General features: G+C 62.8%; 22 protein-coding genes. 7 read left to right on the forward strand and 15 right to left on the reverse strand.

The window, feature by feature from the left end:
* Window positions 1-9: 9 nt before the first annotated feature.
* The 11 genes from M1D43_RS09420 to M1D43_RS09470 form a co-directional block, all read right to left on the reverse strand.
* A complete protein-coding gene (locus tag M1D43_RS09420) occupies window positions 10-624 on the reverse strand; it encodes a F0F1 ATP synthase subunit B (RefSeq protein ID WP_010968855.1) in 615 nt (204 codons plus the stop codon).
* Between the two features lie 73 nt (window positions 625-697).
* A complete protein-coding gene (locus tag M1D43_RS09425) occupies window positions 698-925 on the reverse strand; it encodes a F0F1 ATP synthase subunit C (RefSeq protein WP_003533642.1) in 228 nt (75 codons plus the stop codon).
* An 84-nt stretch (window positions 926-1,009) separates the two neighbouring features.
* Complete coding sequence (locus M1D43_RS09430) at window positions 1,010-1,762, reverse strand: F0F1 ATP synthase subunit A (protein WP_003533645.1); 753 nt, start codon at window positions 1,760-1,762, stop codon at window positions 1,010-1,012.
* A gap of 60 nt (window positions 1,763-1,822) precedes the next feature.
* On the reverse strand, window positions 1,823-2,185 hold the full coding sequence (locus M1D43_RS09435; protein ID WP_003533647.1) for an AtpZ/AtpI family protein: 363 nt from the start codon (window positions 2,183-2,185) through the stop codon (window positions 1,823-1,825).
* Between the two features lie 282 nt (window positions 2,186-2,467).
* Window positions 2,468-3,625, reverse strand: a complete 1,158-nt coding sequence (locus tag M1D43_RS09440) for a cell wall hydrolase (RefSeq protein WP_003533649.1) — start codon at window positions 3,623-3,625, stop codon at window positions 2,468-2,470.
* A gap of 291 nt (window positions 3,626-3,916) precedes the next feature.
* Window positions 3,917-5,818 carry a potassium transporter Kup gene (locus M1D43_RS09445; RefSeq protein WP_153312921.1) on the reverse strand — a complete coding sequence of 634 codons (1,902 nt, stop codon included), beginning with the start codon at window positions 5,816-5,818 and terminating at the stop codon, window positions 3,917-3,919.
* Window positions 5,819-5,834: 16 nt separating this feature from the next.
* Window positions 5,835-6,815: a magnesium transporter CorA family protein gene (locus tag M1D43_RS09450; RefSeq protein WP_003533653.1), complete on the reverse strand. Its 981-nt coding sequence runs from the start codon at window positions 6,813-6,815 to the stop codon at window positions 5,835-5,837.
* A 294-nt stretch (window positions 6,816-7,109) separates the two neighbouring features.
* Window positions 7,110-8,264: an Mrp/NBP35 family ATP-binding protein gene (locus M1D43_RS09455; RefSeq protein ID WP_153312923.1), complete on the reverse strand. Its 1,155-nt coding sequence runs from the start codon at window positions 8,262-8,264 to the stop codon at window positions 7,110-7,112.
* A gap of 457 nt (window positions 8,265-8,721) precedes the next feature.
* Window positions 8,722-9,555, reverse strand: coding sequence for a LuxR family transcriptional regulator NurR (nurR, locus tag M1D43_RS09460; protein WP_003533659.1), 834 nt, complete (start codon window positions 9,553-9,555; stop codon window positions 8,722-8,724).
* Between the two features lie 153 nt (window positions 9,556-9,708).
* Complete coding sequence (locus tag M1D43_RS09465; RefSeq protein WP_028010270.1) at window positions 9,709-10,449, reverse strand: helix-turn-helix transcriptional regulator; 741 nt, start codon at window positions 10,447-10,449, stop codon at window positions 9,709-9,711.
* Between the two features lie 227 nt (window positions 10,450-10,676).
* Entirely contained in the window at window positions 10,677-11,537 is an 861-nt protein-coding gene (locus M1D43_RS09470) for an IclR family transcriptional regulator (RefSeq protein ID WP_420376728.1), read from the reverse strand.
* A 120-nt stretch (window positions 11,538-11,657) separates the two neighbouring features.
* Here M1D43_RS09470 and M1D43_RS09475 point away from each other — a divergent pair, with 120 nt between their 5' ends.
* The 5 genes from M1D43_RS09475 (at window position 11,658) to M1D43_RS09495 (ending at window position 16,695) form a co-directional block, all read left to right on the forward strand.
* On the forward strand, window positions 11,658-12,428 hold the full coding sequence (locus M1D43_RS09475; protein ID WP_153312925.1) for an SDR family NAD(P)-dependent oxidoreductase: 771 nt from the start codon (window positions 11,658-11,660) through the stop codon (window positions 12,426-12,428).
* Window positions 12,425-13,345, forward strand: a complete 921-nt coding sequence (locus tag M1D43_RS09480) for a 2-dehydro-3-deoxygalactonokinase (protein ID WP_015007236.1) — start codon at window positions 12,425-12,427, stop codon at window positions 13,343-13,345. The genes M1D43_RS09475 and M1D43_RS09480 overlap by 4 nt, the downstream gene beginning before the upstream one ends.
* Window positions 13,346-13,359: 14 nt before the next feature.
* Window positions 13,360-13,998 carry a 2-dehydro-3-deoxy-6-phosphogalactonate aldolase gene (locus tag M1D43_RS09485; protein WP_153312927.1) on the forward strand — a complete coding sequence of 213 codons (639 nt, stop codon included), beginning with the start codon at window positions 13,360-13,362 and terminating at the stop codon, window positions 13,996-13,998.
* A complete protein-coding gene (locus M1D43_RS09490) occupies window positions 13,995-14,879 on the forward strand; it encodes an SMP-30/gluconolactonase/LRE family protein (protein ID WP_127638796.1) in 885 nt (294 codons plus the stop codon). Before M1D43_RS09485 ends, M1D43_RS09490 begins: the two co-directional genes overlap by 4 nt.
* Window positions 14,880-14,970: 91 nt before the next feature.
* On the forward strand, window positions 14,971-16,695 hold the full coding sequence (locus tag M1D43_RS09495) for an IlvD/Edd family dehydratase (RefSeq protein ID WP_010968847.1): 1,725 nt from the start codon (window positions 14,971-14,973) through the stop codon (window positions 16,693-16,695).
* Between the two features lie 64 nt (window positions 16,696-16,759).
* Here the strand turns inward: M1D43_RS09495 and M1D43_RS09500 are convergent, their stop codons facing one another.
* Window positions 16,760-16,906, reverse strand: coding sequence for a hypothetical protein (locus M1D43_RS09500; protein WP_498813930.1), 147 nt, complete (start codon window positions 16,904-16,906; stop codon window positions 16,760-16,762).
* A 153-nt stretch (window positions 16,907-17,059) separates the two neighbouring features.
* Between M1D43_RS09500 and M1D43_RS09505 the strand changes: the two genes are divergently transcribed.
* Window positions 17,060-17,698, forward strand: coding sequence for a PRC-barrel domain-containing protein (locus tag M1D43_RS09505; RefSeq protein WP_027989714.1), 639 nt, complete (start codon window positions 17,060-17,062; stop codon window positions 17,696-17,698).
* A gap of 82 nt (window positions 17,699-17,780) precedes the next feature.
* On the opposite strand, the gene M1D43_RS09510 is transcribed toward M1D43_RS09505, so the two are convergent.
* A complete protein-coding gene (locus M1D43_RS09510) occupies window positions 17,781-19,325 on the reverse strand; it encodes a trimethylamine methyltransferase family protein (RefSeq protein WP_153312928.1) in 1,545 nt (514 codons plus the stop codon).
* Window positions 19,326-19,415: 90 nt separating this feature from the next.
* Between M1D43_RS09510 and M1D43_RS09515 the strand changes: the two genes are divergently transcribed.
* Entirely contained in the window at window positions 19,416-20,387 is a 972-nt protein-coding gene (locus M1D43_RS09515) for a LysR substrate-binding domain-containing protein (protein ID WP_153312930.1), read from the forward strand.
* Here the strand turns inward: M1D43_RS09515 and M1D43_RS09520 are convergent.
* Both M1D43_RS09520 and M1D43_RS09525 read right to left on the reverse strand, forming a co-directional pair.
* Entirely contained in the window at window positions 20,363-21,709 is a 1,347-nt protein-coding gene (locus tag M1D43_RS09520; RefSeq protein ID WP_127638798.1) for a putative bifunctional diguanylate cyclase/phosphodiesterase, read from the reverse strand. The genes M1D43_RS09515 and M1D43_RS09520 overlap by 25 nt on opposite strands.
* Window positions 21,706-23,571 carry a response regulator gene (locus M1D43_RS09525; RefSeq protein WP_192923365.1) on the reverse strand — a complete coding sequence of 622 codons (1,866 nt, stop codon included), beginning with the start codon at window positions 23,569-23,571 and terminating at the stop codon, window positions 21,706-21,708. The genes M1D43_RS09520 and M1D43_RS09525 overlap by 4 nt, the downstream gene beginning before the upstream one ends.
* Window positions 23,572-23,777 lie beyond the last annotated feature (206 nt).

Raw genomic sequence — 23,777 nt, forward strand, 5'->3', positions numbered from 1 at the left:
CTCTTTTCCTCAGTTGCCGGCCGAGGCCTTGAACGCCGCAGCGATCTCGGCCTTGGTGACGGTCCCGCCGATCAATTGTTTGACAACGGCTGTCGCCGTTTCCTCGGCGATCGCGCCGACATCGGCAAGCGCCTTCGACTTGATGTCGGCGATGCGCGCTTCTGCAGCGGCAATCTTCTTCGCAAGACCGGCTTCGACACCGTCGCGGTCGGCCTTAGCCTTCGCCTTGGCCGCTTCGCGGGCGGTGTCCGCAATCGAATGGCCCTTGGCTCTGGCGCCTGCCAACTCCTGCTCGTAAGCAGCAATGGCGGCATCGGCCTCGCCCTTCAGGCGGGATGCCTCGTCGAGATCCTGGGCGATCCGGTCATGACGCGTCTCGAGAATCCCCCCGATGCGCGGAATGATGACCTTCGACATCAGGAGATAGAACAGGCCGAAGGTGATCGCGAGCCACAGAAGCTGCGAAGCGAAATGGGTCGTATCGAAGGGCGGGAACACGCCGGCGCCATGATCGGCTTCGTGGGCCACACCCGTTTCGGTGTGCACCTCACCGGCCGCAGCGGCATCGTGTGCTTCGGCGCCTTCGGTGGTGGATGACTGGGCATATGCCGCGGTCACAAACATGCTCACCTCCAGGTGCACTCAAGAATATGCGCGGCCGCGGCCTTTCGGGCCGCGGCCAAAACTTCTGCCGATATCAGACGGCGAAGAGGAGGAGGAGTGCAATGAGCAGCGAGAAGATGCCCAGAGCTTCCGTAACGGCGAAGCCGAATACGAGGCGGCCGAACTGGCCGTCAGCTGCCGACGGATTGCGCAGTGCGCCGGACAGGTAGCTGCCGAAGATGTTGCCGAGGCCGAGAGCCGTGCCGGCCATACCAAGGCATGCAAGACCTGCACCGATGTACTTTGCTGCTTCCGCTTCCATGATTGACTCCTTCGAAATGGTGTTGCGGCTTAAGATTTGTGCTTCCGGCGGCAAGCCGACCGGAAACCAGCGACTGTTTATTCCTTAGTGGCCTCCGGGGTGGACCGCATCGTTGAGGTACATGCAGGTCAGCACCGCAAAGACATAGGCCTGGAGGAAGGCGACCAGGAATTCAAGACCGGTAAGCGCGACGGTCATGATGAGCGGCAGGATCGCACCGCCGATGCCGAGCGCACCAAAGGCGCTGAGCGAGGCGACGAAGCCTGCGAAGACCTTCAGCGTGATATGGCCGGCCAGCATGTTGGCGAAGAGACGGACCGAGAGGCTGATGGGTCGGGAAAGGAACGAGATGATTTCGATCGCCACGACCAGCGGCAGGAGCGCGCCCGGCACTCCCTGCGGCACGAAAAGCTTGAGGAAGCCGAAGCCGTGCTTGTAGAAGCCGTAGAGAAGGACGGTGCCGATCACGAAGACCGCAAGCGCGAAGGTGACGATGATCTGGCTGGTGACGGTGAAGAAATAGGGGACCATGCCGAGCAGGTTCGCCGTCAGGATGAACATGAACAGCGAGAAGACCATCGGGAAGAATTTCATCCCGTGACTGCCGGCGCCTTCGCGAAGCATCGAGGCGATGAACTCGTAGGACATTTCCGAAACCGACTGCATGCGCGTCGGGATAAGCCCGCGCTGCGATGTCGTCAGATAGAGGAAGCCGGCAGCCGCACCGACGGTCGCCACCATGAACAGCGACGCATTGGTGAAGGAAAAGTCAATTCCGCCGATCTCGAGCGGGACAATCTTGTTGACCAGGAACTGGTGGGTCGGATCGTTTGACACCGCGCTTCTCTTTCGTTCTGCCCGCCCGCGAGCGGAAATACTGTTCTTCCCGGCGACACCTCAGGCGTCGCCGCCGTCCTCTTTATCCGTGCCCGACCCGCCTTTCCGCTGGTCGGTTGTCGCCACCAAACCGGCGGAACGCAGCACGTTCAAGACACCGGCACAGAAGCCGAGAAGCAGGAGGACGATCATGCCCCACGGCCCTGTACCCGCAAAGTGGTCCAAAAGATAGCCCAGAAACGCCCCGACCAGGATGCCGGCGATGAATTCGCTCGAAAGCTTCATCGCCGCCGCGTATCCCTTGCGGCTTTCATCAGCGCGCCCATCCGCCCCTTCCGAAACATCCGCCCGCTTCTTGGACTTGATGTCGTCGCCGAGGCGCTTGAGCCGCGCTTCCAGACTTTCTTCCGGCTTCTCCGTCACATGGCTCCCCTTTGCAGCCCCACGCGGTCGAACGCGATCTCGGTCATACAAACGGCCGCTGTTCAAGCCACGCTTCGGCCCCATTTGAAGTCGCGCGCAACATAGTTTTAGGCACCCGCATAGTCAAGGCATGCAGGCACCTTCTACGTGGACAATATTCTTGTTTCAATTCAGGGGTTTAGCGGTAAGCTGCGACAAAGGTGCAGAGGGAATCGCCGCCGGAGCCGCGGGGTCACGCCCGCGGCTCCGGCGGCTGACAGGGGCGCGCAGGCAGCTTCGCCGTCAGCTCCAGCCGCCGCCATAGGTCCTGTAGAAGATGTGCAGGCCGATCTTGCCGACACGCTTCATCGTCTTTGCCCAGGCGGGATTCACATAAGTGGCGTGATAATGGGTCGCCGAGCCGACTTCGGGGAGCCAGATTCTGCCGGCGGTCACCGCGAGCGCGACTTCCTTGGCCGTCTTCCAGTGCGATCGCGAATAGATCAGGTCGCGGATCATGTCGCAGGCGAAGGAGAACTGGCAGCGGTTGCGCCAGGCCTTGTTCTGGTAGACGACGCCGCAGATCGTTTTCGGGTAGGTCGGGTTGCGGACGCGATTGAGAATGACCTGCGCCACCGCGGCCTGACCCTTGACGGATTCGCTGCGGGCCTCGAAATAGATCCCCTCGGCCAGACAGGTCTGCTCTTCCTTGCTGAAGACGGTTGGCGGCAGCGGCGTTGCCGCCCAGGCATGATCGTCGGGCGCGATATCCGGGATGAAGCGCCCTGCATTTTCGTCGTTCCGCAGGATCGAATCGAAGGGTGATTCACGCGCATAGTCCGGCTCGGGCCGGACATAGGCAGTCGCAAGAATGTCGGGCTTGTCGTTGGTGACGAGCTTGGCAAGCATCGGCGAGAGGCCCGGTTCCGGCTTCGGCGGCGTCTTGCGGTAGAAGGCCGTGGCGATCTCGATCTCCTTGCCTTTGATCTTCGGCTTGGCAAAGACCATCTTTTCGGGGCCCTCGAGGGCCGGGCCGATAAGCGAGCTCGTGCGCTGAAGGATGGAGCCGGCGCTGAAGTCCTTGGGCGGGGTCACCGGCGTTACCGCGACGATTCGCCCCTTCTTCAGCTTCCGCGTCACGCGATCCTCGTCCGGCGTCCCCTGGTGCTTCGATTCGGCGGTCAGCGCCACGCGGCCGCCATCTGGCAGGGTCATGCCGGCGCCGCCATCGAGCGCACCGGTGGTGATCGGGTCGGTGAAGACCATCTCGACTTCGTGGAGGGAGCCGGCCGGCGACGGAGTGAGATAGGTGCGCCACCGCTCGCCGCCGCGGTTGATGCCGGACAGAAACGTCGCGATGTCCGAATAGGCGACCGCCGAGGGAAAGCCGAGGAAGACGGCAAGGCCTAGGATCGCCGGACCGCGCCAGGCCGAGAACGAAAACCGAAACTTGTCACGCAACTTCCAACTCTTACGCACCGGTCGGCTCCCAGAAACTCTTTCTCAGGCACGCGTTCTCGCAAGCCGGCAATAAGCCAGCGGCAAGATTCCGTGCAGGACGCTAAGGTTGGTCGGCCGGCTCGCCGGGACCGTTTCTCTTGAGCCTTGAAAATGCGGCATTAACCTTGATGTTTGGTTAATGCGGACGCGCCGAGACCGGCAACTCGCCCGGCATTGCCAAAGCACTTCCAGGAAAAGTGCGTAGCGGTTTTCCGTGCGGAAGTGCGCAGTTTGAGGGACAGCGTCTTCGGATCAGATGATCACATGTGAGCCGAGTTCGACCACCCGGTTCGTCGGCAGGCGGAAATAGTCGGAGGGATCGATCGCAGCATTGGCGAGTGCGATGAACAGGCGGTCCTGCCAATGCGGCATGCCGGACTGGGCGTCGGGCACGAGTTTGCGCCGGCCGAGATAGAACGAGGTCGACATGATGTCGAACTTCAGGCCCGACTTCCTGAAGAGGCCCAGCGCCTGAGAGACATTCTGCGTCTCCATGAAGCCGAACTTCATTTCCAGCAGAGTGAAACGCTCCGACAACCGCCGCACGCTGACCCGCTCTTCCTTCGGCACCTTCGGCGTGTTTGCCGTCCGGATCGTCAGGATGAAGTTCTGCTGATGCAGAACGTGGTTGTGTTTGATGTTGTGCAGCAGGGCGGCGGGAGTCGATTCCGGATCGCTGGTCAGGAATATCGCCGTGCCGGTCACCGACACCGGCGCGTGCTCGCTCTGGCGCTCGACCGATTTGATGAAGCTTGCCAGCGGAATGTCTATATGGCGGGTCTTGGCGTGCAGGATTGCTGTGCCGCGCTTCCAGGTCCACATGATGACGATGAACGTCGCCGCGATCAGGATCGGCACGTAGCCGCCATCGTGGATCTTCAGCATGTTGGCGCCCAGGAAGACGAATTCCAGCACGAACAGCGGCAGCAGCGCACCGGCCGCCCACCAGGTCGGCCAATTCCACCGCATACGCAGGAATTCGAAGGAAAGCACCGTGGTGACCACCATCGCACCGGTGACGGAAATGCCGTAGGCGGTCGCGAGCGCCTCCGAGGAGCCGAAGAGGAAGACGAGCGCCATGACGCCGAACATCAAAAGCGTGTTGACGTTCGGCAGGTAAATCTGGCCCGTATGGGTTTCGGACGTATGGAAAATCGCCATGCGCGGCAGGAAGCCAAGGTGAATGGCCTGGCGCGTCAGCGAAAACGCGCCGGTTATGACCGCCTGACTGGCGATGATGGTGGCTGCGGTCGCAAGAATGACGGCAGGCAGCAGCGCCCATTTCGGAAACATCAGGAAGAAGGGATCGGACATCGCCTCCGGGTTCTTCAGCACGAAGGCGCCCTGCCCCAGATAGTTCAGCGTGAGCGCCGGGAAGACGACGGTGAACCAGGCCCATTGGATCGGCCGCCGGCCGAAATGGCCGAGATCGGCGTAAAGCGCCTCGGCACCCGTGACCGTCAGGAAGACGGCGCCGAGTACGACGATACCGACATAGCCTTCGTTGAACAGAAAGCTGGCGGCATAATACGGGTTGAAGGCTCTGAAAATCGACAGATCGTCGGCAATATGAACGAAGCCGATCGTGCCCATGACGACGAACCAGATGAGCGTAATCGGCCCGAAGAAGTTGGAAACCGCCGCGGTACCCTTCGACTGGACGGTGAAGAGGAGCAGGAGGATCACGACGGCGATCGGAACGACGTAGTCCGAAAGAGCCGGGGTAACCAACTTCAAACCTTCGACGGCCGAGAGCACCGACAGTGCCGGTGTGATCATCGCGTCGCCGATGAAGAGCGCCGCGCCGGCGATCCCCATGAAGAACAGGATCGCCGTGTGACCATTGGCGGTCTTCATGAGCAGCGCCAGCAGGGAGAGCGTGCCGCCCTCGCCCTGATTGTCCGCGCGCAGCAGGAATAGCACGTATTTTATCGTGACGATGATCGTCAGCGCCCAGATCATCAGCGAGATCAAACCGATGATCTCGACGTCCGTCACGCCGTCGTGCGAGACGGGGCGCAAGGCTTCGCGGAAGGCATAGAGCGGGCTGGTGCCGATATCCCCATACACGACGCCGACGGAGCCGAGCGACAGAACCAGCAGGCGGCGGGCATTTTCCACGCCAGGTGTAGCGGGAGCAGACAATTGAGACATGTTGCCCAACAGGCCCTTAGAGCCAGCCTTTCCAGCGGAAGAAGAAAAAGGGGATCACGGCCGAAAGCACCATGGCTGCAAGCGCCCACGGATAGCCGAACTGCCATTCAAGCTCAGGCATGATGCGAAAGTTCATGCCGTAGACGGAAGCGACCAGGGTCGGCGGCAACAGAACGACCGAAGCGATCGAGAAGATCTTGATGATGGCATTCTGCTCGACATTGATGAGGCCGAGCGAGGCATCGAGCAGGAAGGTGATATTTCCCGAGATGAAAGCCGTATGTTCCGAAAGCGACTGGATGTCCCGCGATACCGTACGGCAAAGTTCACGGGTTTCCTTGTCCGCCTGCACGTCGGGAACCGTGTAGACGAAGGTCAGCAGCCTCGAGAGCGAAGCGAGGCTGTCGCGCGTTTTCGCAACAAGCCGGTGATGGCCCGCGACGTCGCGCAGGCGTGCTTCGAGAAAGTGCGGTGGCCGGTGCCGCCGGCCGGACGTCTTGTCGCCGAAGACCTGGAGCGCCAGATCGTCGATCCTGTCGACAGCCTGCTCGAGAATTTCCGCCGTCCTGTCCACAATCGTCTCGAGCAGCCGCGTCAGAATCACTGCGCCGTTGCGGCAGCCGCCGGGAATGCGATGCATACCCGCCTTGAACAGGCCGAAGGCCCTCGGCTCGGCGTAGCGGACGGTGACGAGACACTTGCCCGCCAGAATGAAGCCGACATCGGTCAGCCCCGGCATTTCCGTGTCGCTTCGATAGACGAGCGAGGCGGTCATGAAGACGGCACCGTCGTCGGTATAAAGCCTGCTGGAAGGTTCGATGTCCCTCAGATCGTCCCGCGTCGGAATGGGAATTCCGAGCAGACCCTCGATCATCAGGTCTTCCGCCTTGGTCGGCTCGACAAGGTCTATCCAGACGAGATCGGGACGCAGGGCCGACGGCGGCTCGGCCGTGGAGAGAGCGACCGTTTCACCGTTGACACAATAGCCTGTGATCATGTGGCCGCCTTTTTCATGCAGCCGACGACGATGAACCGTGATGATTTCGTAGGATCAGCCGCCACACGATTTTCCACGATGCAGATTCATCCGATGAAGGCTTTCAGCCGTTCGACGCCGCTTGACGGCAGACGGGTGACCAAAGTCTCCGGCGATGGCAGTGGCTAGCTTTGCCTTGCCTGTGCGAGCCAAGGGATATGACGCAACCCCGGCGCAAAATCAATGGCCTTCGGGGATCAGGCGCTTCCCTGTCGGATGTCTCAGTCGCGCCGCGCAGGTGACTGCGCCGAAGCGCTATTCGAAGACGATGCTCGGCATCGCACGGCTTTTGTCCTGCCGGGCAGCGGTGACCTCTCCCCAGACCCGCGCCGCGATGTCGCGATAGACGCGCGCGACCTCGCCATCGGGTTCGGACGCGACGAGAGGGGTTCCCGCGTCGGAGGTCTCGCGGATACCCATGGTCAGGGGCACCTCGCCGAGGAACGGTACGCCGATGCGCTCGGCTTCCTTGCGCGCGCCGCCATGACCGAAGATGTCGTAGCGCCTGCCCGTATCGGGCGCCACGAAATAACTCATGTTTTCGACGATCCCGAGCACCGGAACCTCGACCTTGCGGAACATGGCGAGACCCTTGCGGGCATCGACGAGCGCGAGGTCCTGTGGCGTCGACACGATGACGGCGCCTGCGAGCGGCACCTGCTGTGCCATCGTCAGCTGTGCGTCACCGGTACCCGGCGGCATGTCCACCACGAGGACGTCGAGCTCGCCCCAGGCCACCTCGCGCAACATCTGCAGGAGCGCCGACTGGATCATCGGGCCGCGCCAGATCATCGCGACCTCCTCATCCACCAGGAAGCCCATCGACATGACTTTCAGGCCGTAGTTTTCCATCGGACGGATAAGCCGCCCCTCGATCTGTTGCGGACGGCCGGAGATCTTCAAAAGCCGCGGCATCGAAGGGCCGTAGATATCGGCATCGAGGAGCCCGACCTTAAGCCCGTTTGCCTGAAGCGCCAGCGCCAGATTGACGGAGGTGGTCGACTTGCCGACGCCGCCTTTACCGGAGGCGACGGCGATAATGGCGCCGACGCCGGGGATGCCCGCCTTTGGTGCTCCACCGCCGCCCGCTCGCTGCGCCGGCGCATGGCCCGTCGAGGCCGGCCGCGGCCGCTCCACCGGGGCCTTCTGGGGAGCGGCCTTGCGGTCGGCAGTCAATGCCACCATGGCGGCGTTCACGCCGGGAATCTCGCGCACGACCCGTTCGGCGGCCGCCCGCATCGGCTCGAGCTCCTTCGCCCGGTCCGCCGGCACGGTGATCGAGAAGTAGGCCTTGCCGTCGGAAATGAACACATCGGATACGAGGCCGAGATCGACGATGTTCCCTTCCATGTCCGGCCCGCGGACGGTCCGCAGCTTCTCTAGAACCATTTCCCGGGTGACGTCCGGCATGTCGGCCTCTTGCTCTTTCGTTGGCGCGCAACGTTTTGACTGCTGCAATCGCTAGCCCAAATCGCACCCGATCCAGGGCGTTATGTATTAGATAGTCGAGCCGGGGCGCTTCGCCAATGCGACAGGTGGGAAAATGAGGGCCGCCAACCGATCTCCGTGTCCGTACATCCGGGATCACGATCGGCGGCGGCCCTTGTCGCGACCTTCTTGGGCGCTGTCTTATTGTGGTCCCCTCTGGACACGGAACGGAATATGCACAATGCGTGCCAGTTGGAACCTTCCGGAAAAAACCAGATTTTCCAAGGAGTTGCCCTTCGACTGCGGAGGATGCGCAAGAGACTGCGCTGCTCAATTCCTGAGCATGCGCGCTATTTGGGCACAATATGCTCGCAATAGGTTAGAGCGGATGCGGGCGGAAAACCGCACGCACTTTTCCTCAGATGAATATCAACAGGTCTTAGCTGATATAGCCCTTTTTCATCGCCTTCACGACCGCCTGTGTGCGGTTCACCGCGTCGAGCTTCTTGGTGACATGGTTGAGGTAATGATTGACCGTGTGCTCCGACAGGCCGAGGATACCGGCGATTTCCGAGCTGGTCTTGCCGGCGGCCGTCCAGCTCAGACACTGGATTTCCCGTTCGGAAAGAACCGTGTTGGTGTTCTTCCAGACCGAGCCGATCTCGGCGAGCCGGTTATAGACGTGGATCGCGATCATCTGCAGTTCCATCGCCGCCGTCATCGGCAATTCCGCTTCCGGGCCCATGAGGATGACCGCGCCGCGGCCACCTTCGGCATCGTGGACCGGGAAGTAATTGGCTTGGAATATGCCGTTCTCGCGCAACATGGCGATGTAATCCGCGGCAGAGTCGGGCTTGCCTCCCTCCCTCTCCCAGTCTTCAAGCATGACCTGAAACGGGGTCGTCGTCTCTCTCAACCGGCGCACCCCGGTGCTGAAACGCAGCATCGAAAGGCTGTCATATTTGTTGAGGAGCTCGGCCGGCATATTCGAGATGACCGTGGTCGCGGAGAGCCGCTCTACCTCGACTGCAGGGATCGAACAGATGAGAAAAGTCTTGAAGCCGAAAATCTGCGTGATCCGCCGCATGTAGCGGATGATGTCGAACTGGGTCTCGAGCCTTGCTATCTCAGACGCGAAATCGCCGCCCCGGGGCAGATCGATATCAGTCGTCCCCATCGTGATCATCTCTTGCATTAGCGCGGTTCCATCGCATTCATCGACTATCAAATAGCCCGAGCGGCCGCGCAATGCCAACAGGTGATTGACGATCATCACTTCTGATGCGCAAAACCCTGTGCATTTCGCCCGTGTCGATGAAAGCCGACCCCGCCCTCAACTGACGGCCGTGTTCGGGTTCGGTGCCTCCATTTCCCATGCTTGTCACGAGATGAGGGAGAAAAGAGCTCTAGGTCCGGCCGGCGTCGATCAATTGATCAACCCTGCACGTATCGCCTTGGCGACGGTTTGGACGCGATTGACCGAATCCAGCTTGCGCGTCGCACGGTTGAGATAGTGGTTCACCGTATATTCCGACAGTGCCATGATGCGGGCCATCTCCACCGTCGTCTTGCCAGCCGCGGCCCAGCGCAAACACTCGATCTCGCGCCGGGAAAGGCTGCCCGGGCCGCGTCGGTCGCGCGTTCTGACTTCGCTCAGCCGGCTGTATAGAAGGCCGGCCCAGAGGTTCAGAGCCTGCATCTCGTCGTCGGATACGGCAGACCTGTCACCGCCGAAGGCGATGGCGGCGCGGTGACCCGCGGCATCATGGACCGGCAGATACACCCCGCGCGGCATGTTCGCCTGTTCGAAGACGCATATGGCAGCTTCGCCCTTGCCGTCCACCCGCCCGCGCGCCAGCAGATGAGCATCATAGGTGAAGGGAATGGTGCTGCGCCGCAGCCGCTGGATCACCGGACTGCCGTCGATCAGGCGTGCACTGTCGTAGCGCCTGAGGAAATCCATCGGCCAGGTCGTCATGAGCGCCTGCGCAGTGAGGCTGTGGGACCCCGACTCGGGAATGGCGAGGACCATGAAGCCGCGAAAACCGAAACCTTCCGACACTCGGCCGAGCGCGCGCCGGACATCATCCTCGCTGTCGATCGACCCGCTGATTGCGTGACCGTCAGGGAGGACCAATGAGGGTATATCCACGCTGAAATCGATCATCTTCCGCCCGCCTCTCACATCCGCGCTCCAGCTGGAGCATGACGCTCGCGCTGTCATACCCACGCCATGGCTTCCACCAGAATCCCGCCCGATGCAACCAGCCGTGGCAGCAGACCGGCATTGAAGCTACTTATCTTGAGCCTTTTCGTCCAGTCGAAACTTCTAATTTACCGTAAAGCGGCCCCGTTGCACGTTTCCGTAGAAAACATGCTGCAATCCTTAAACCGTTAGGACGACCTTTGCGCGTCGGACAGGACACGCGGCGCCGCAGCCCCCGTTTCCCGCCCGGGGCCAAGCCGGATTCGGACCTCTTCCTCGATCTCTGCCGCCACCTTGCGCACGTCCTGCGCCCAGGCGGTCAGTTGCTTCAAGCTGACCCGATAGGAGGGGCCGGTCACCGAGATCCCTCCGACCAGGTCGTGTTCCGGAACGCTGATCGGGGCGGCCACGCAGCAGATCTCCGCCTCGTGCTCCTCCCGGTCGAACGCATGGCCGTCGTGCCGGATTTCCTCGATCTCGGCAAGGAGCGATTCTATCGAACGATGCGTTTGCGCCGTGAACGGATGAAACTCCATTCCTGTCGATATCCGCTGCAATTCGCCTCCAGGAAGAACCGACAGAGCCGCCTTGCCGATACCCGTGCAGTAGGCCGGCGATGCCTTGCCTATCTGCGAGCTCATACGCACGGTCTGCCGGCTTTCCACCTTGTCGACGTAGATGATTTCGGCCTCCCGCAGCACGCCGAGATGCACCGTCTCGCCCGTCAATTGGTGCAGGTGCAGGAGATACGGGGCTGCGATCTCGCGAAACCGGTTCCCCGACCAGGAGCGATAAGCGAATTTCAGCAGGCGAAGCCCGGGCTCGTAGGACAAGTCCCGGCGCTGCACCAGCAAGCCCTCTTCGACGAGATGGCCGAGCAGCCGGTGCAGGGTTCCGCGGGGCTGACGGACGATCTGCAATATATCCGTGAAGCGCTGAGGGCGGTCGGCCATGGCCACCGCCTCCAGCACGGCCATTGCCTTGCCAAGCGTGCCGGTGCCGGCGGGGTCCCCTTCCATGTCGTCTTCTTTCTTCTCTTTCATTCTAATCGCTTTCCGCCGCGCTATCTTGACAGGGTAAAAGCATTGGCGCGATAATTCCATATAATAAAACACAGTTCCGGATACTGGAACAATTTCAATCCCGCAGCCGCGGTATGGGGAAAAGCGATGACTTTGCCGAGCAGCCAGTTTCCCGACCTGCGCGATCGCGGAGTTCTGGTCACCGGCGGCGGCTCCGGCATAGGGGCCGCACTGGTGGAGGCGTTCGCCCGCCAGGGCGCCCGCGTCGCCTTCGTGGACATCGCGGCGGAGTCGAGCCTGGCGCTCTGCGAGACGGTCGCGGCGCAGACCGGACAGGCGCCGCATTTCATCCGAGCAGACCTTCGCAATGTCGAGGCCGTGCGGGCCGCAGCCGATGAGGCGGTGGCCAAACTCGGCTCCGTCCGTGTCCTCGTCAACAACGCCGCGCGCGACGACCGGCAAGCGCTCGAAGCGGTGACTGAGGAGAGCTGGGACGAAAGTCTTTCCGTCAACCTCAGGCATTTCTTTTTTATGTGCCAGGCGGTCGCGCCCCACATGCAGCGGCAAGGCGGCGGATCGATCGTCAATTTCTCCTCGATCGCCTTCATGCTCAATATGCCGGAGATCCCGGCCTACTCGACCGCCAAAGCGGGGATCATCGGCCTCACCAAATCGCTCGCCGGCAAGCTCGGACCGGACAATATCCGCGTCAACGCGATCCTGCCCGGCATGATCGTCACGGAGCGGCAGCGGCGCTTGTGGCTCACGGAAGAATCGATCGCACGGATGCAGGAAAGGCAGTGCCTCAAGCGCATGCTCGTCGCCGACGATCTCGTCGGACCCTGCCTCTTTCTGGCGTCGGACAGTTCGGCGGCGATGACCGCACAGGCCATGATCATCGATGGAGGCGTGTTTTGACGACGGCAGGCTATTATGCCGCAGTGGATTGGGGGACATCGAGCTTCCGCCTGTGGATCATCGGAGAGGACGGTGCGGTGCTGGCCGAACGCCGCAGCGCCGAGGGCATGACGACGGCCGCAAAGACCGGTTTTCACACGGTTCTTGACGGCCATCTCGCCGCGGTCTCCGCGCCTGCGCATCTGCCGATCATCATCTGCGGCATGGCAGGCGCCCGACAGGGCTGGAAGGAGGCCGGGTATATCGAAACGCCGGCAGCACTCGCCGAGATTGCCGGCCGTGCCACAGCCATTCCCGATGTCGACCGCGACATCCGCATCCTCCCGGGCCTTGCCCAGCGCGACCGACGGCATCCGGACGTCATGCGCGGCGAGGAAACGCAGCTGCTCGGCGCTGCCGCGCATCTCGGCGCCGGCAGCCATCTCGTCTGCATGCCTGGCACGCACAGCAAATGGGTTCGTCTTGCCGACGACAGGGTCGAGGGCTTCTCCACCTTCATGACCGGCGAGCTCTTCGACACCATCGCGCGCCACACCATCCTCAGCCATGCGGTGGCAGAAGCGGATACCTTCGCGGCCGGGAGTGCAGCCTTTACGGATGCAGTAAGCCGCACGAGGGAGAACCCGGCGCTCGCAACCAATCTGCTTTTCTCCGTTCGTGCCGGGCAGCTTCTGCACGGCACCGCCGCCGCCGACGCGAGAGCGCAATTGTCCGGGACCCTGATCGGCCTGGAGATCGCCGGAGCGCTCGCGGGGTCGGGCTCGGTGGACGGCGTATGTCTCGTCGGCTCCGGTGGTCTCGGCACGCTTTATCGTACTGCCCTCGAAAGCCAGGGCCTCAACGTCCGGGCGGTCGACGCCGACGAGGCGGTGCGGGCCGGTCTTTCCGCTGCCGCCCGTACGATTTGGCCTTTGTGATGGAAAGAAAGAACATGGACAGAATCCCCCTGCCCCCGATGGAACGCCCGCTGATCGCGATCCTGCGCGGTCTAAAGCCGGAGGAGGCGGAAGGCGTCGTCGGCGCCCTTATCGAAACAGGCTTCACGGCGATCGAGATCCCGCTGAATTCGCCCGACCCGTTTCGCTCCATCGAGACGGCCGTCAAGATGGCTCCGGCCGGGTGCCTTATCGGCGCCGGTACGGTGCTGACGACGGCCCAGGTGGAACGCCTCGCCGATGTCGGCGGGCGGCTGATGGTGAGCCCCAATGTCGAGCCGGCAGTCATCCGACTTGCCGCAGCGAAAGGCATGGTCACGATGCCCGGCGTTTTCACGCCGACGGAGGCATTGGCGGCTGCCGCCGCCGGAGCCAGCGGCCTCAAGTTCTTTCCGGCAAGCGTGCTCGGCCCCTCCGGCATCGCGGCGATCCGCGCGGTGCTGCCGGGCGATCTCGAGATCGCGGCGGTCGGCGGCGTGTCGGAGGTTAATTTCGCCGACTATGCAGCGATCGGGATCCGCAGCTTCGGGCTGGGTTCGAGCCTTTACAAGCCCGGAATGAGCGCCGGCGATGTGCGACAGCGGGCCATTGCGACGCTCGCAGCCTATGATGCCGTCTATGGAGGCCAGCAGTGACCGATCTCGTTCCCTTTTCCGGCCGCACCCTTTCGGAAGCCGCGTCCGAACTCGGCGAAGGCCCCACCTTCGACCCCGGCACAGGAACGGCCTGGTGGTTCAATATAACAGGCCGCGAGCTGCATGAGCTGCATCTCGAAAGCGGACGGAAGGCGATCCATCCCCTGCCCTTCCTCGGCAGCGTGCTTGCGGTGATCGATCCCTTGCGGCAGTTGATCGCCTCGGATCAGGGCCTTTTCGTGCGCGACACCGAGAGCTCGAAGCTCGGCCACTTCGCCACGCTTGAAGAAAAGCCGGGCAACCGCTCCAACGACGGACGCGTCCATCCCTGCGGCGCGCTCTGGATCGGCACCATGGGGCGCAGCGCCGAGAAGCATGCGGGTGCGATCTACCACGTTGCCGGCAGCCGCGTCACGAAGCTCTATAGCAACATCACCATTCCCAATGCGATCTGCTTTTCTCCGGATGGGGCGACCGCCTATTTCACCGACACCGACGTCAACCAGCTGATGCGCGTCGACATAGATCCGGCGACGGCGCTCCCGACCGGCGATCCGGTGCTGCTTTCGGACGAAAGCACGAGCCCGGGCGGCGTCGACGGCGCCGTCTGCGATGCCGATGGGCTGATCTGGAACGCCCGCTGGGGCGCAAGCGCCGTGGAGGTCTATAAACCCGACGGCCAGAAGGTCGCCCGCTACGCCGTGCCGGCGACGCAGCCGAGCTGCCCGGCTTTCGTCGGCGCCAAGGCCGAACGGCTTCTGGTGACCTCGGCCTGGCAAGGCATGGACGACGCAGCACGGGCGGCCGACCCGCATGCCGGGAAAACCTTCGAGCTCGGGATCGAGGTCAAAGGGCGCTTCGAGCCGGCATTCCGACTTTAAATCCCGCCGACCAACAAAGACTGGCGTCGCGCCGGCGAAAAATCATACAATTGCTCCATCGCGCTGAATCGCGTTGGGAAGGAGTGCTCGGATGAGCGACAAGAAAAAAGAACTGAGAAGCCGTCACTGGTACGGCGGCACGCACAAGGATGGCTTCATTCATCGGTCCTGGATGAAGAATCAGGGTTTTCCCGACCATGTTTTCGACGGCCGGCCGATCATCGGCATATGCAACACCTGGTCGGAGCTCACGCCCTGCAACAGCCATCTGCGGATCCTCGCCGAAGGGGTGAAGCGCGGCGTCTGGGAGGCGGGGGGCTTTCCGGTCGAATTTCCGGTGTCGTCGCTCGGGGAGACGCAGATGCGTCCCACCGCCATGCTCTTCCGCAACCTGCTCGCAATGGATGTCGAAGAGGCTATCCGCGCCTACGGCATCGATGGCGTCGTGCTGCTCGGCGGCTGCGACAAGACCACCCCCGGCCAGCTGATGGGGGCGGCCTCGGTCGACCTCCCGACGATCGTCGTTTCCTCCGGTCCCATGCTGAACGGCAAGTGGAAGGGCAAGGATATCGGTTCGGGCACGGATGTCTGGAAGTTTTCCGAAGCGGTACGCGCCGGCGAAATGAGCCTGCAGGAATTCATGGCCGCCGAAAGCGGCATGTCGCGCTCGCCCGGCGTCTGCATGACCATGGGCACGGCGACGACGATGGCGTCGATCGTGGAAGCCATGGGCCTGTCGCTGCCGACGAACGCCGCCCTGCCCGCGGTCGACGCCCGCCGCATGGCGCTCTCTCACATGACCGGCAAGCGCATCGTCGAGATGGTGCATGAGGACCTCAGGCTGTCGAAAATCCTGACAAAGGAGAACTTCGAGAACGGCATCATCGCCAATGCCGCCGTCGGCGGATCGACCAATGCCGTGGTCCACATGCTGGCGATCGCCGGACGCGCGGGTATCGACCTCTGTCTCGAGGATTTCGATCGGGTAGGCGGTCAGGTGCCCTGCATCGTCAACTGCATGCCGTCGGGCAAGTATCTCATCGAGGATCTCGCCTATGCGGGCGGCCTGCCGGCCGTGATGAACCGTATCCAGCACCTGCTTCATCCCGACGCACCGACCGTTTTCGGCGTTCCGATCAGCAAATATTGGGAGGCCGCGGAGGTCTATAACGACGACGTCATCCGCCCGCTCGACAACCCGTTGCGTGCGGCGGCGGGCATTCGCGTGCTGAAGGGTAATCTTGCGCCCAACGGTGCGGTGATCAAGCCGTCTGCAGCAAGCGAACACCTGCTCGCCCACGAGGGACCGGCCTATGTCTTCGACACGATCGAAGACCTCAGGGCCAAGATCGACGATCCCGACCTGCCGGTCACCGAAGACACGATCCTCGTGCTCAAGGGTTGCGGACCGAAGGGCTATCCCGGTATGGCAGAGGTCGGCAACATGCCGATTCCACGCAGGCTCGTCGAAAAGGGCGTGCGCGACATGGTGCGCATCTCCGATGCGCGCATGTCCGGCACCGCCTTCGGCACCGTCGTTCTCCATGTGAGCCCCGAAGCCAATGCCGGCGGGCCCCTGGCGATCGTCAGGACCGGCGACCGGATCCGCCTCGACGCCCTGAAAGGCGAGCTGAACCTTCTCGTCAGCGAGGAAGAACTGGCGGCCCGCATGGCGGCCTGGCAGCCGCCCGAACAGAAATGGCATCGCGGCTATTACAAACTCTATCACGACACGGTGCTGCAGGCCGACAAGGGCGCGGACCTCGATTTCCTCGTCGGCAAGAGCGGCAGCGAGGTTCTCCGCGAAAGCCACTAGATCACGATGATCTTAGGTCGGTTCGTTCTGAGATCATGAAAGGCGATCGACCCGAAGACAACTCTTATGCGATGTTCCTGCGCCGCATGTTCACCAGAACCTGCGGCGCAGCTGTTTTTGGGCGGCAAGCATGAAAGCCTTGCGCCAGCCGACTTTGGGCGTTCATTTTTTCCGGAACAGTTTGCGTTGCCGGGCGTTGCTTGAGTGTCATCGGCGCAGCATCCCTGGCCCAACTTGAGGCTGCGCCTGATCACGGTGATTTCGCCGTGATCGATACCAAAGAGCCAGAGCGGGATGCGGGCGGAAACCCGCACAAGACTTTCGTCCCGTCCTGGTCGACAACGTCAACGAAAGGCAGTCTGACATGAAAGAGAGACTTATATCTTCCGTTGCCGCTGGCGCGCTTCTCGTGGGCGTTGCCGTTGCCCCGATGAGCTTCGCACAGCAAACCACGACGCCGCCGGCTACGGCACCTGAAACCCAGACCATGGAACCGGCTCCGGCTCCGGCCCCGGCTACACCGCCGGCCGCCGACGAGCAGGCGCAGACACCGGATACGGCAGACAAGACGACCGATATGGCGGCTGGTGACGCCTCCTACCTGACCGAGCAGGCGGAGAATCAAGTTTCCGCCAACACCTATATCGGCCAGTCCGTCTACAATGCCAGCGATGAAAGCATCGGCGAGATCAACGACCTGATCATCGAGAAGGAAGGCGGTATCGCTGCAGCTGTCGTCGGAGTTGGCGGCTTCCTCGGTATCGGGGAAAAGAACGTCGCAGTTCCGTTCGACAAGATCGCAGTCGCCGACCAGCCCGACTCGGATGACATCAAGCTGACGACCACCGAAACGGCCGACTCTCTGAAGGCCGCACCGGAGTTCAAGACGAAATCGCAGCTGATGGCCGAGCGTAACGCCGACCAGCCGGTCGATACGTCGACGACTTCCGCAACGGGTACAACCCCGGCACCGGCGCCTGCGGAACCTGCCCCTCAGCAGTAAGCCGTAGGCTCTAAAAGCGAACGACTGGAGCGGCGCCCATGGCGCCGCTTTCCGTCGTCGGGTGGCGACGCGGCGGGAGGCTCTAATACCAGGCGTCGGCCATGCCGTTTTTGCGCGTTGCGACATAGTCGTTCAGCGCTTCGTCGATTGCCGCATCCAAGGGCGGCGCCTCGTATTCGGCGAGAGCCTTCTTCCAGCTCCTGTTCGCGCGCAGCGCCATGTCGGTTTCGCCCTGTTCCACCCATTTCTCGAATGGTTCGTTGTCGGAAAGGGCGCTGTCCCAGAAGGCGGTCTGATAATTGCGCATCGTGTGGCCGCAGCCAAGGAAGTGGCTGCCCGGACCAACCTCCAGGAAGGCGTCCATGGCCAGCGTATTGTCATCGACAACGACGCCGGCAAGGTAGGAATGCAGTGCCCCGCAGAAATCCATGTCCATCATGAATTTCTCGTAGGACATCGCCAGCAGCCCGTCGGCAAAGCCTGCCGAATGCAGGACGAAATTGGCGCCGCAATGGACCGCTGAAAGCATCGACATGACGCCTTCCTGCATCGCCTGAGCATCCGGCCGCTTTGAGTTGGAGAAGTTTCCGGCGCAGCGCAACGGCAGGCCGAGCCGGCGCGCGAGCTGGCCGATGACCATGCTGCCGATTGCCGGCTCCGGCGTGCCGAAGGTCGGCGAGCCCGAGCGGAGCGACATCGACGACAGAAAGTTGCCGAAGATGACCGGCGCGCCCTTGCGTTCGAGCTGCGTCAGTGCACAGCCGGCAAGCGTTTCGGCATAGGATTGCGCGATCGCCCCGGCATTGGTGACCGGCCCCATCGCGCCGCCGAGAATGAACGGCACGATCACCGCGGCCTGGTTGGCGCGGGCATAGGCCCGCAGCGACTTCGTCATCGTGCCGTCCCAGACGAGCGGCGAGTTGACGTTGACATTGCCGAGAATGACACAGTTCCCGTCGACGAAATCGGCGCCGAAAAGAATGCGGGCCATTTCGATCGAATCCTCGGCACGTCCCTCCGAGGTAATCGACCCCATGAAGGCGCGATCGGAGTATTTTATGTGGCTGTAGACCATGTCGAGATGGCGTTTGTTCACCGGCACGTCGCACGGTTCGCAGATGGTGCCGCCGGAGTGGTGCAGCCAGGGGCTCGACTGGGCGAGCTTCACCAGATTGCGGAAGTCCTCGATGGTGCCGTAGCGCCTGCCCTTGTCCAGATCCATGACGAAGGGAGAACCGTATGCCGGAGAGAAAACCACGTTTCGGCCGCCGATCTCGACGCTGCGGGCCGGGTTGCGGGCGTGCTGCGTGAATTGCGCCGGCGCCGAGCGGACGATCTCTTTCAGCATGCCCGGCTCGAAGCTGACGCGAAGGCCTTCGATTTTTGCCCCGGCGCGCCGCCAGTGGTCGAGCGCCACCGGATCGTCGCGAAACTCGATGCCGACTTCGGCGAGAATGCGGTCGGCCACCCGCTCGATCCGCTCCAAGTTCTCCTCGCCGAGGATGTCATAGGTCGGTATATTGCGGACGATGTAGGGGACGCCGAGATTCTTGCTGCCCTCGCGCCGCTGCGGTCGCCCGCTCCGGGTCCGTTTCGGCGCATCGCCGGTTGCTTCCGCCATTTCCATGATCAATCTCCCATCATTTGCAATGATGGTATTGACGAGAGAGGCTGTTGTAACGCAGGAAAAATTCGACGCTTGATATAAGTGGTACTTATGGAAAACCTGCGCCGTCTCCTCCCGTCGGCCGCAAGCCTCATCGTCTTCGAGGCGGCCGGCCGGCATCAGAACTTCACACGCGCCGCCAGTGAGCTCGGAATGACTCAGGCGGCGGTGTCCTACGCCATTCGAGGACTCGAGAACCAGCTGGGCGTACCGCTGTTCCACCGGGTGCACCGGGCGGTCGAACTGACGGAAGCCGGAGAGAAGTTTCACGCGGATGTCTCCGTTGGCCTCGCGCGGATCCAGAAGTCGGCCGAAGACATCCGCGCCAAGCGGCGCGAGACCAACGTGACGCTGGCGGCCTCGACGGCCTTCGCCTCCATGTGGATGCTGCCGCGGCTCGCCCGCCTGCGCGAAGACCTGCCGGAGATCGACCTTCGTATCCAGACCAGCGTGCGCGACCTCGATCTGGATGATGAGCCGATCCCGCTCGGAATCCGCGGCGGGGACCCGAGCCATTGGCCGCGCTACCATGCGGCGGTGCTGGCCGATGAAGTCATTCAGGCCGTGGCGACACCGGCCTATATCGAGACGCATGGGCTGCCGGCAACGCCCGCGGACCTCATCAGGCACAATCTCATCCACCTCGAAGAACCGGTAAGGCGGGCCTGCGACTGGACCGAATGGTTCGCGAGCGCGGGCCTTGCCTACCCGACCCAAGGCAAGCGCCTCGCGATCAACGATTACGTGCTCGTGATCCAGGCCGTTCTGGCGGGAGAGGGCATCGCGCTCGGCTGGGAGCATCTGACCGCCCGACAGGTGCGCTCCGGCGCGCTGGTGCCGGTCGGCGGGCATGTGCTGCGGACGGGCCAGGCCTTCTACGTCGTCTGGCCGCGGTCACGCGAACTCAACAGTCAGGCGCGGCGCATTCGCGACTGGCTTTTGGAGGAGGGCCTGCGCGACCGTCCGGGGACCGACACCGCGAGCGGGCATGAGGCGCTTCAGCGCACCGCCGTATCCCGATAATGCTCCGAAAGGTAACGCAGGGTCGCATCGGCATCGGCGGGCTTGCCGTAGAAATAGCCCTGTCCCAGGCCGCAGCCGAGCGCTTTGAGCTTCAGCGCCTCGGATGAATGCTCGATGCCTTCGGCGACCACGGCGAGTTCCAGTCCCTCGCACATCGAAACGATCGCCTTGACGATATGTTCTGAAGTCCGGTCGGTGGAAATCCCCGAAACGAAGGTCCGGTCTATCTTCACCTTGTCGAGGGAAAAATCCCTGAGCCGCCCGAGGCTCGACTGACCCGTTCCGAAATCGTCCAGCGACACGCGCACGCCGGCCGCTCTCAATTCGGTGACGATCCTCTGGGCGGTGCCGGCGTCGGCCATCGCAGCGGTCTCGGTGATCTCGAGTTCGAGGCGCCGGGGGTCGAGGCCCACCTGAGCTATGATTGCCAGAAGCCGAGCGCTCGTCGCCGGATCCATCAGCTGGACCGAGGACAGGTTGAAGGACAGGAAGAGGTCCTCCGGCCAGGACAGGGCAGCCCGCGCCGCCTTGCGCAGAAGCATCTCGGAAAGCGCGTCGATGAAGCCGCGCTCTTCCGCGAAAGGCACGAACACCGCTGGCGAGACATAGCCGAGGTCGGCGTCGCACCAGCGTGCCAGCGCCTCGAAGCCCACCGGACGGTCGCTGCGCAGATCGACGATCGGTTGAAAGTGGACATCGATCCCACCGGCGATGATCGCGTTGCGCAGTGCCTGCTCAAGCTGCGTCGCGTGCTTCATCTCCTGTGCGATCTCTTGCGAATAGACGGTGATCTGTCCGCGGCCGCGCCGTTTCGAGCGGTAGAGCGCGGTATCGGCGCTCTTCAACAGGTCGTCGAACGTGTCGCCGGCAAAGGGATAGACGGCAAAGCCGAACGAGGCCGACAGCCGAACGTTCCGGTCGCCGAGCGCGAAGGGCGAGGAGAGCACTTCCTTGAGCATCTGGCCGCGCTTCTCCGCACTCCTTCGTTCAAAGACCAGCGGCAGGACGATGGCGAATTCGTCATCCGCGGTCCGCGTCACCGTCGCGCCCTCGGGAACGCAGGCCTTCAGCCGGTGTGCCACCTGGCGCAGTATCTGGTCGCCGGCCTCAGGGCCGAAGAGGTCGTTGATCGGCTTGAATCCATCCAGGTTTGCAAGGCCGATGGTAAAGGGTGCGGGATCGCTTGCCCGTTCGGCCGCGAGGGTGCAAACGGTTTGCTTGAGGTGGCGTGCATTGCCGAGCTCGGTCAATGGATCGACGAACGGGGCGCCATGCGTACTGTCGCGCTTCGGCCGATCGATACCGAGTTCCTGCAATGTCATTGCGATCCGCTCCGAACAGAACCCGAAGCGCGCGTTTCACCCGCCGGCAGGTATTTCCGCAGCAGCATCTCGATCATATCCGGGCTGACCGGCTTCATGATGTGGTCGTCCATTCCCGATGTCCTGCAGCGCTCGAGGTCGATATCGAGCGCCTGGGCGGTCACGGCCACGATCGGCGTGCGACGGCCCGTGCGCTTCTCGGCCTGTCGAATGGCAATAGCGGCTTCAAAGCCGTTCATCACCGGCATGGAGACGTCCATCAGGACCAGGGCGGGCTGGAGTTCGTGCCAGAGGTCCACCGCTTCTCTTCCATCCGCGGCGATCCGGTGGGAGATCCCGAGCCCCTCCAGAATCTGCGCGAAGACGAACTGGTTGACCTGGTTGTCCTCCGCGACGAGGACTTCCACCGCCGGCGCATTCGTCGCGGGCACCTGATCGCGGTCGAGCGCAATCCCCCATTCGGACTGCAGCAACGGAGGACGCGCGCCGCGGGCACAGACGCCGAAGATCTCCGCAAGCAGGACCGTGGCATCCGTATCGCTCGATACCTCGACCCATGTGCAGGCGCGCCAGGAGGCGAGGACGCCATGCTTCTCCGGAAAAGCGGCGTCGAGCAGAAGAAGGTCTATCTCCAATCCGCGGGCCTCGGCGGCCAGCGCGAAGGCGTCGAGCTCCTCGCCATTGCGGACCGCACAGGCGTCGAGCCCGGAGCCGCGCAGCCGCGCCACGAATCGCTCTTCCATTTCCCGGTCTGCGGTCGCCAGAAGCACGCGCAACCCGCGTGCCGGCAGCATGCCGATCTTCGATCCGGCACTGGCGAGTTGCTGCATGTCGAGCGACCGGAAGGGATCGTAGAAATTCTGCGCGGGCGTGAAGATGCTGTAGTCGCGGATCTGCAGGCCGGTGTCGCCGCCCTTTTCCGAGCCGCCATACCAGACGGCGATATCGGTGACGTCGTTCATGCAGGTGACGACGAAATGGCGGTCGGGCAGGCCGACACGATATTTGCGCGTCACGACCCAAAGGTCGCTGCCGTCGGCGCGAACGATATGCTCCGCCTCCGAATACGGCGTGCCTGTCTCCAGGACGTGGCGATCCGACCGTTCGAAGTGCTCCGCAAGCTCCGTTTCTACGAGATCCGAGGCGGAACGTCCGAGCATGGCGTCCGGCGCGAGATCGTGGATGGCGCTGAAGGCCTTGTTTACGGCGATGTAGTGGAGGTTACGGTCCTTGACGCAGATGGGATTGGGTTGAGCGTTGAGGATCTCTTCCGTCAGGGCGATCCGCTGGAGATCGGTCCGGGCCTGCTCGTCGCGCTTCTTCTGTTCGGAGACATCGCTGACGGCGAGAATGCCGATACCGCTCGACAGCCGCCGCTGACGCAGAGAGAGCCAGCGCGTCCGGCCGGCCCGTTCGACATTTTCGTAGCGCTCCCGCCAGTGAAGCGCCATCTGCTCGGCGATCCAGTCTTCGCGGTTCGGCCTGTGCCGGCTGGACTCCGGCAAGGTTCCGGGGCGCACGCCGGTATCGTAGACCGCCCCCAAAAAATCGCGCAGCCGCGTCCCGGGAATCAGCATGCCGGCGGGCACGGGGAAAAATTGCAGTATCGAGGCGCTCGCGAAGGTGATGGTGTCGTCCCGGCCGAAAACGAGCAAGGCGGCGCCAAGCGTTTCGCCGCTTGCCTCCAGAATGATCCTGCTGATGTCTGCGCCGCCCGACGCCACATCATTCATCGCGCTGCCCTCGTTCCCGCTACAGCGCCAGCCGTCCTCGGACGCATAACGGGTGCTGTAGCACTCTGACTGCTGAACGGCCTTCCCGGCCCGGTTACGGTCCGGCGAACCGATCAGCAGCGGTTTCATTTCGGGACATGCTGGCCGCCTTTGGGGCATCCTTGAAGGGATGCGGGCGGCGTCCAGCAACGCCGCGGTGCTCCAGAGGCAAAAACCCGACGATCATTCAGGTTGCTGTGGAAAATTGCAGCAGAACGTTAAAGCCCGATTAAGTCGCAATCCCGCTTTTTGCAGGTACCGGCCGACAGCTATGGAGAAGTGTGAGCGCGGGGCTT

The organism is Ensifer sp. R1-3, assembly GCF_056739175.1.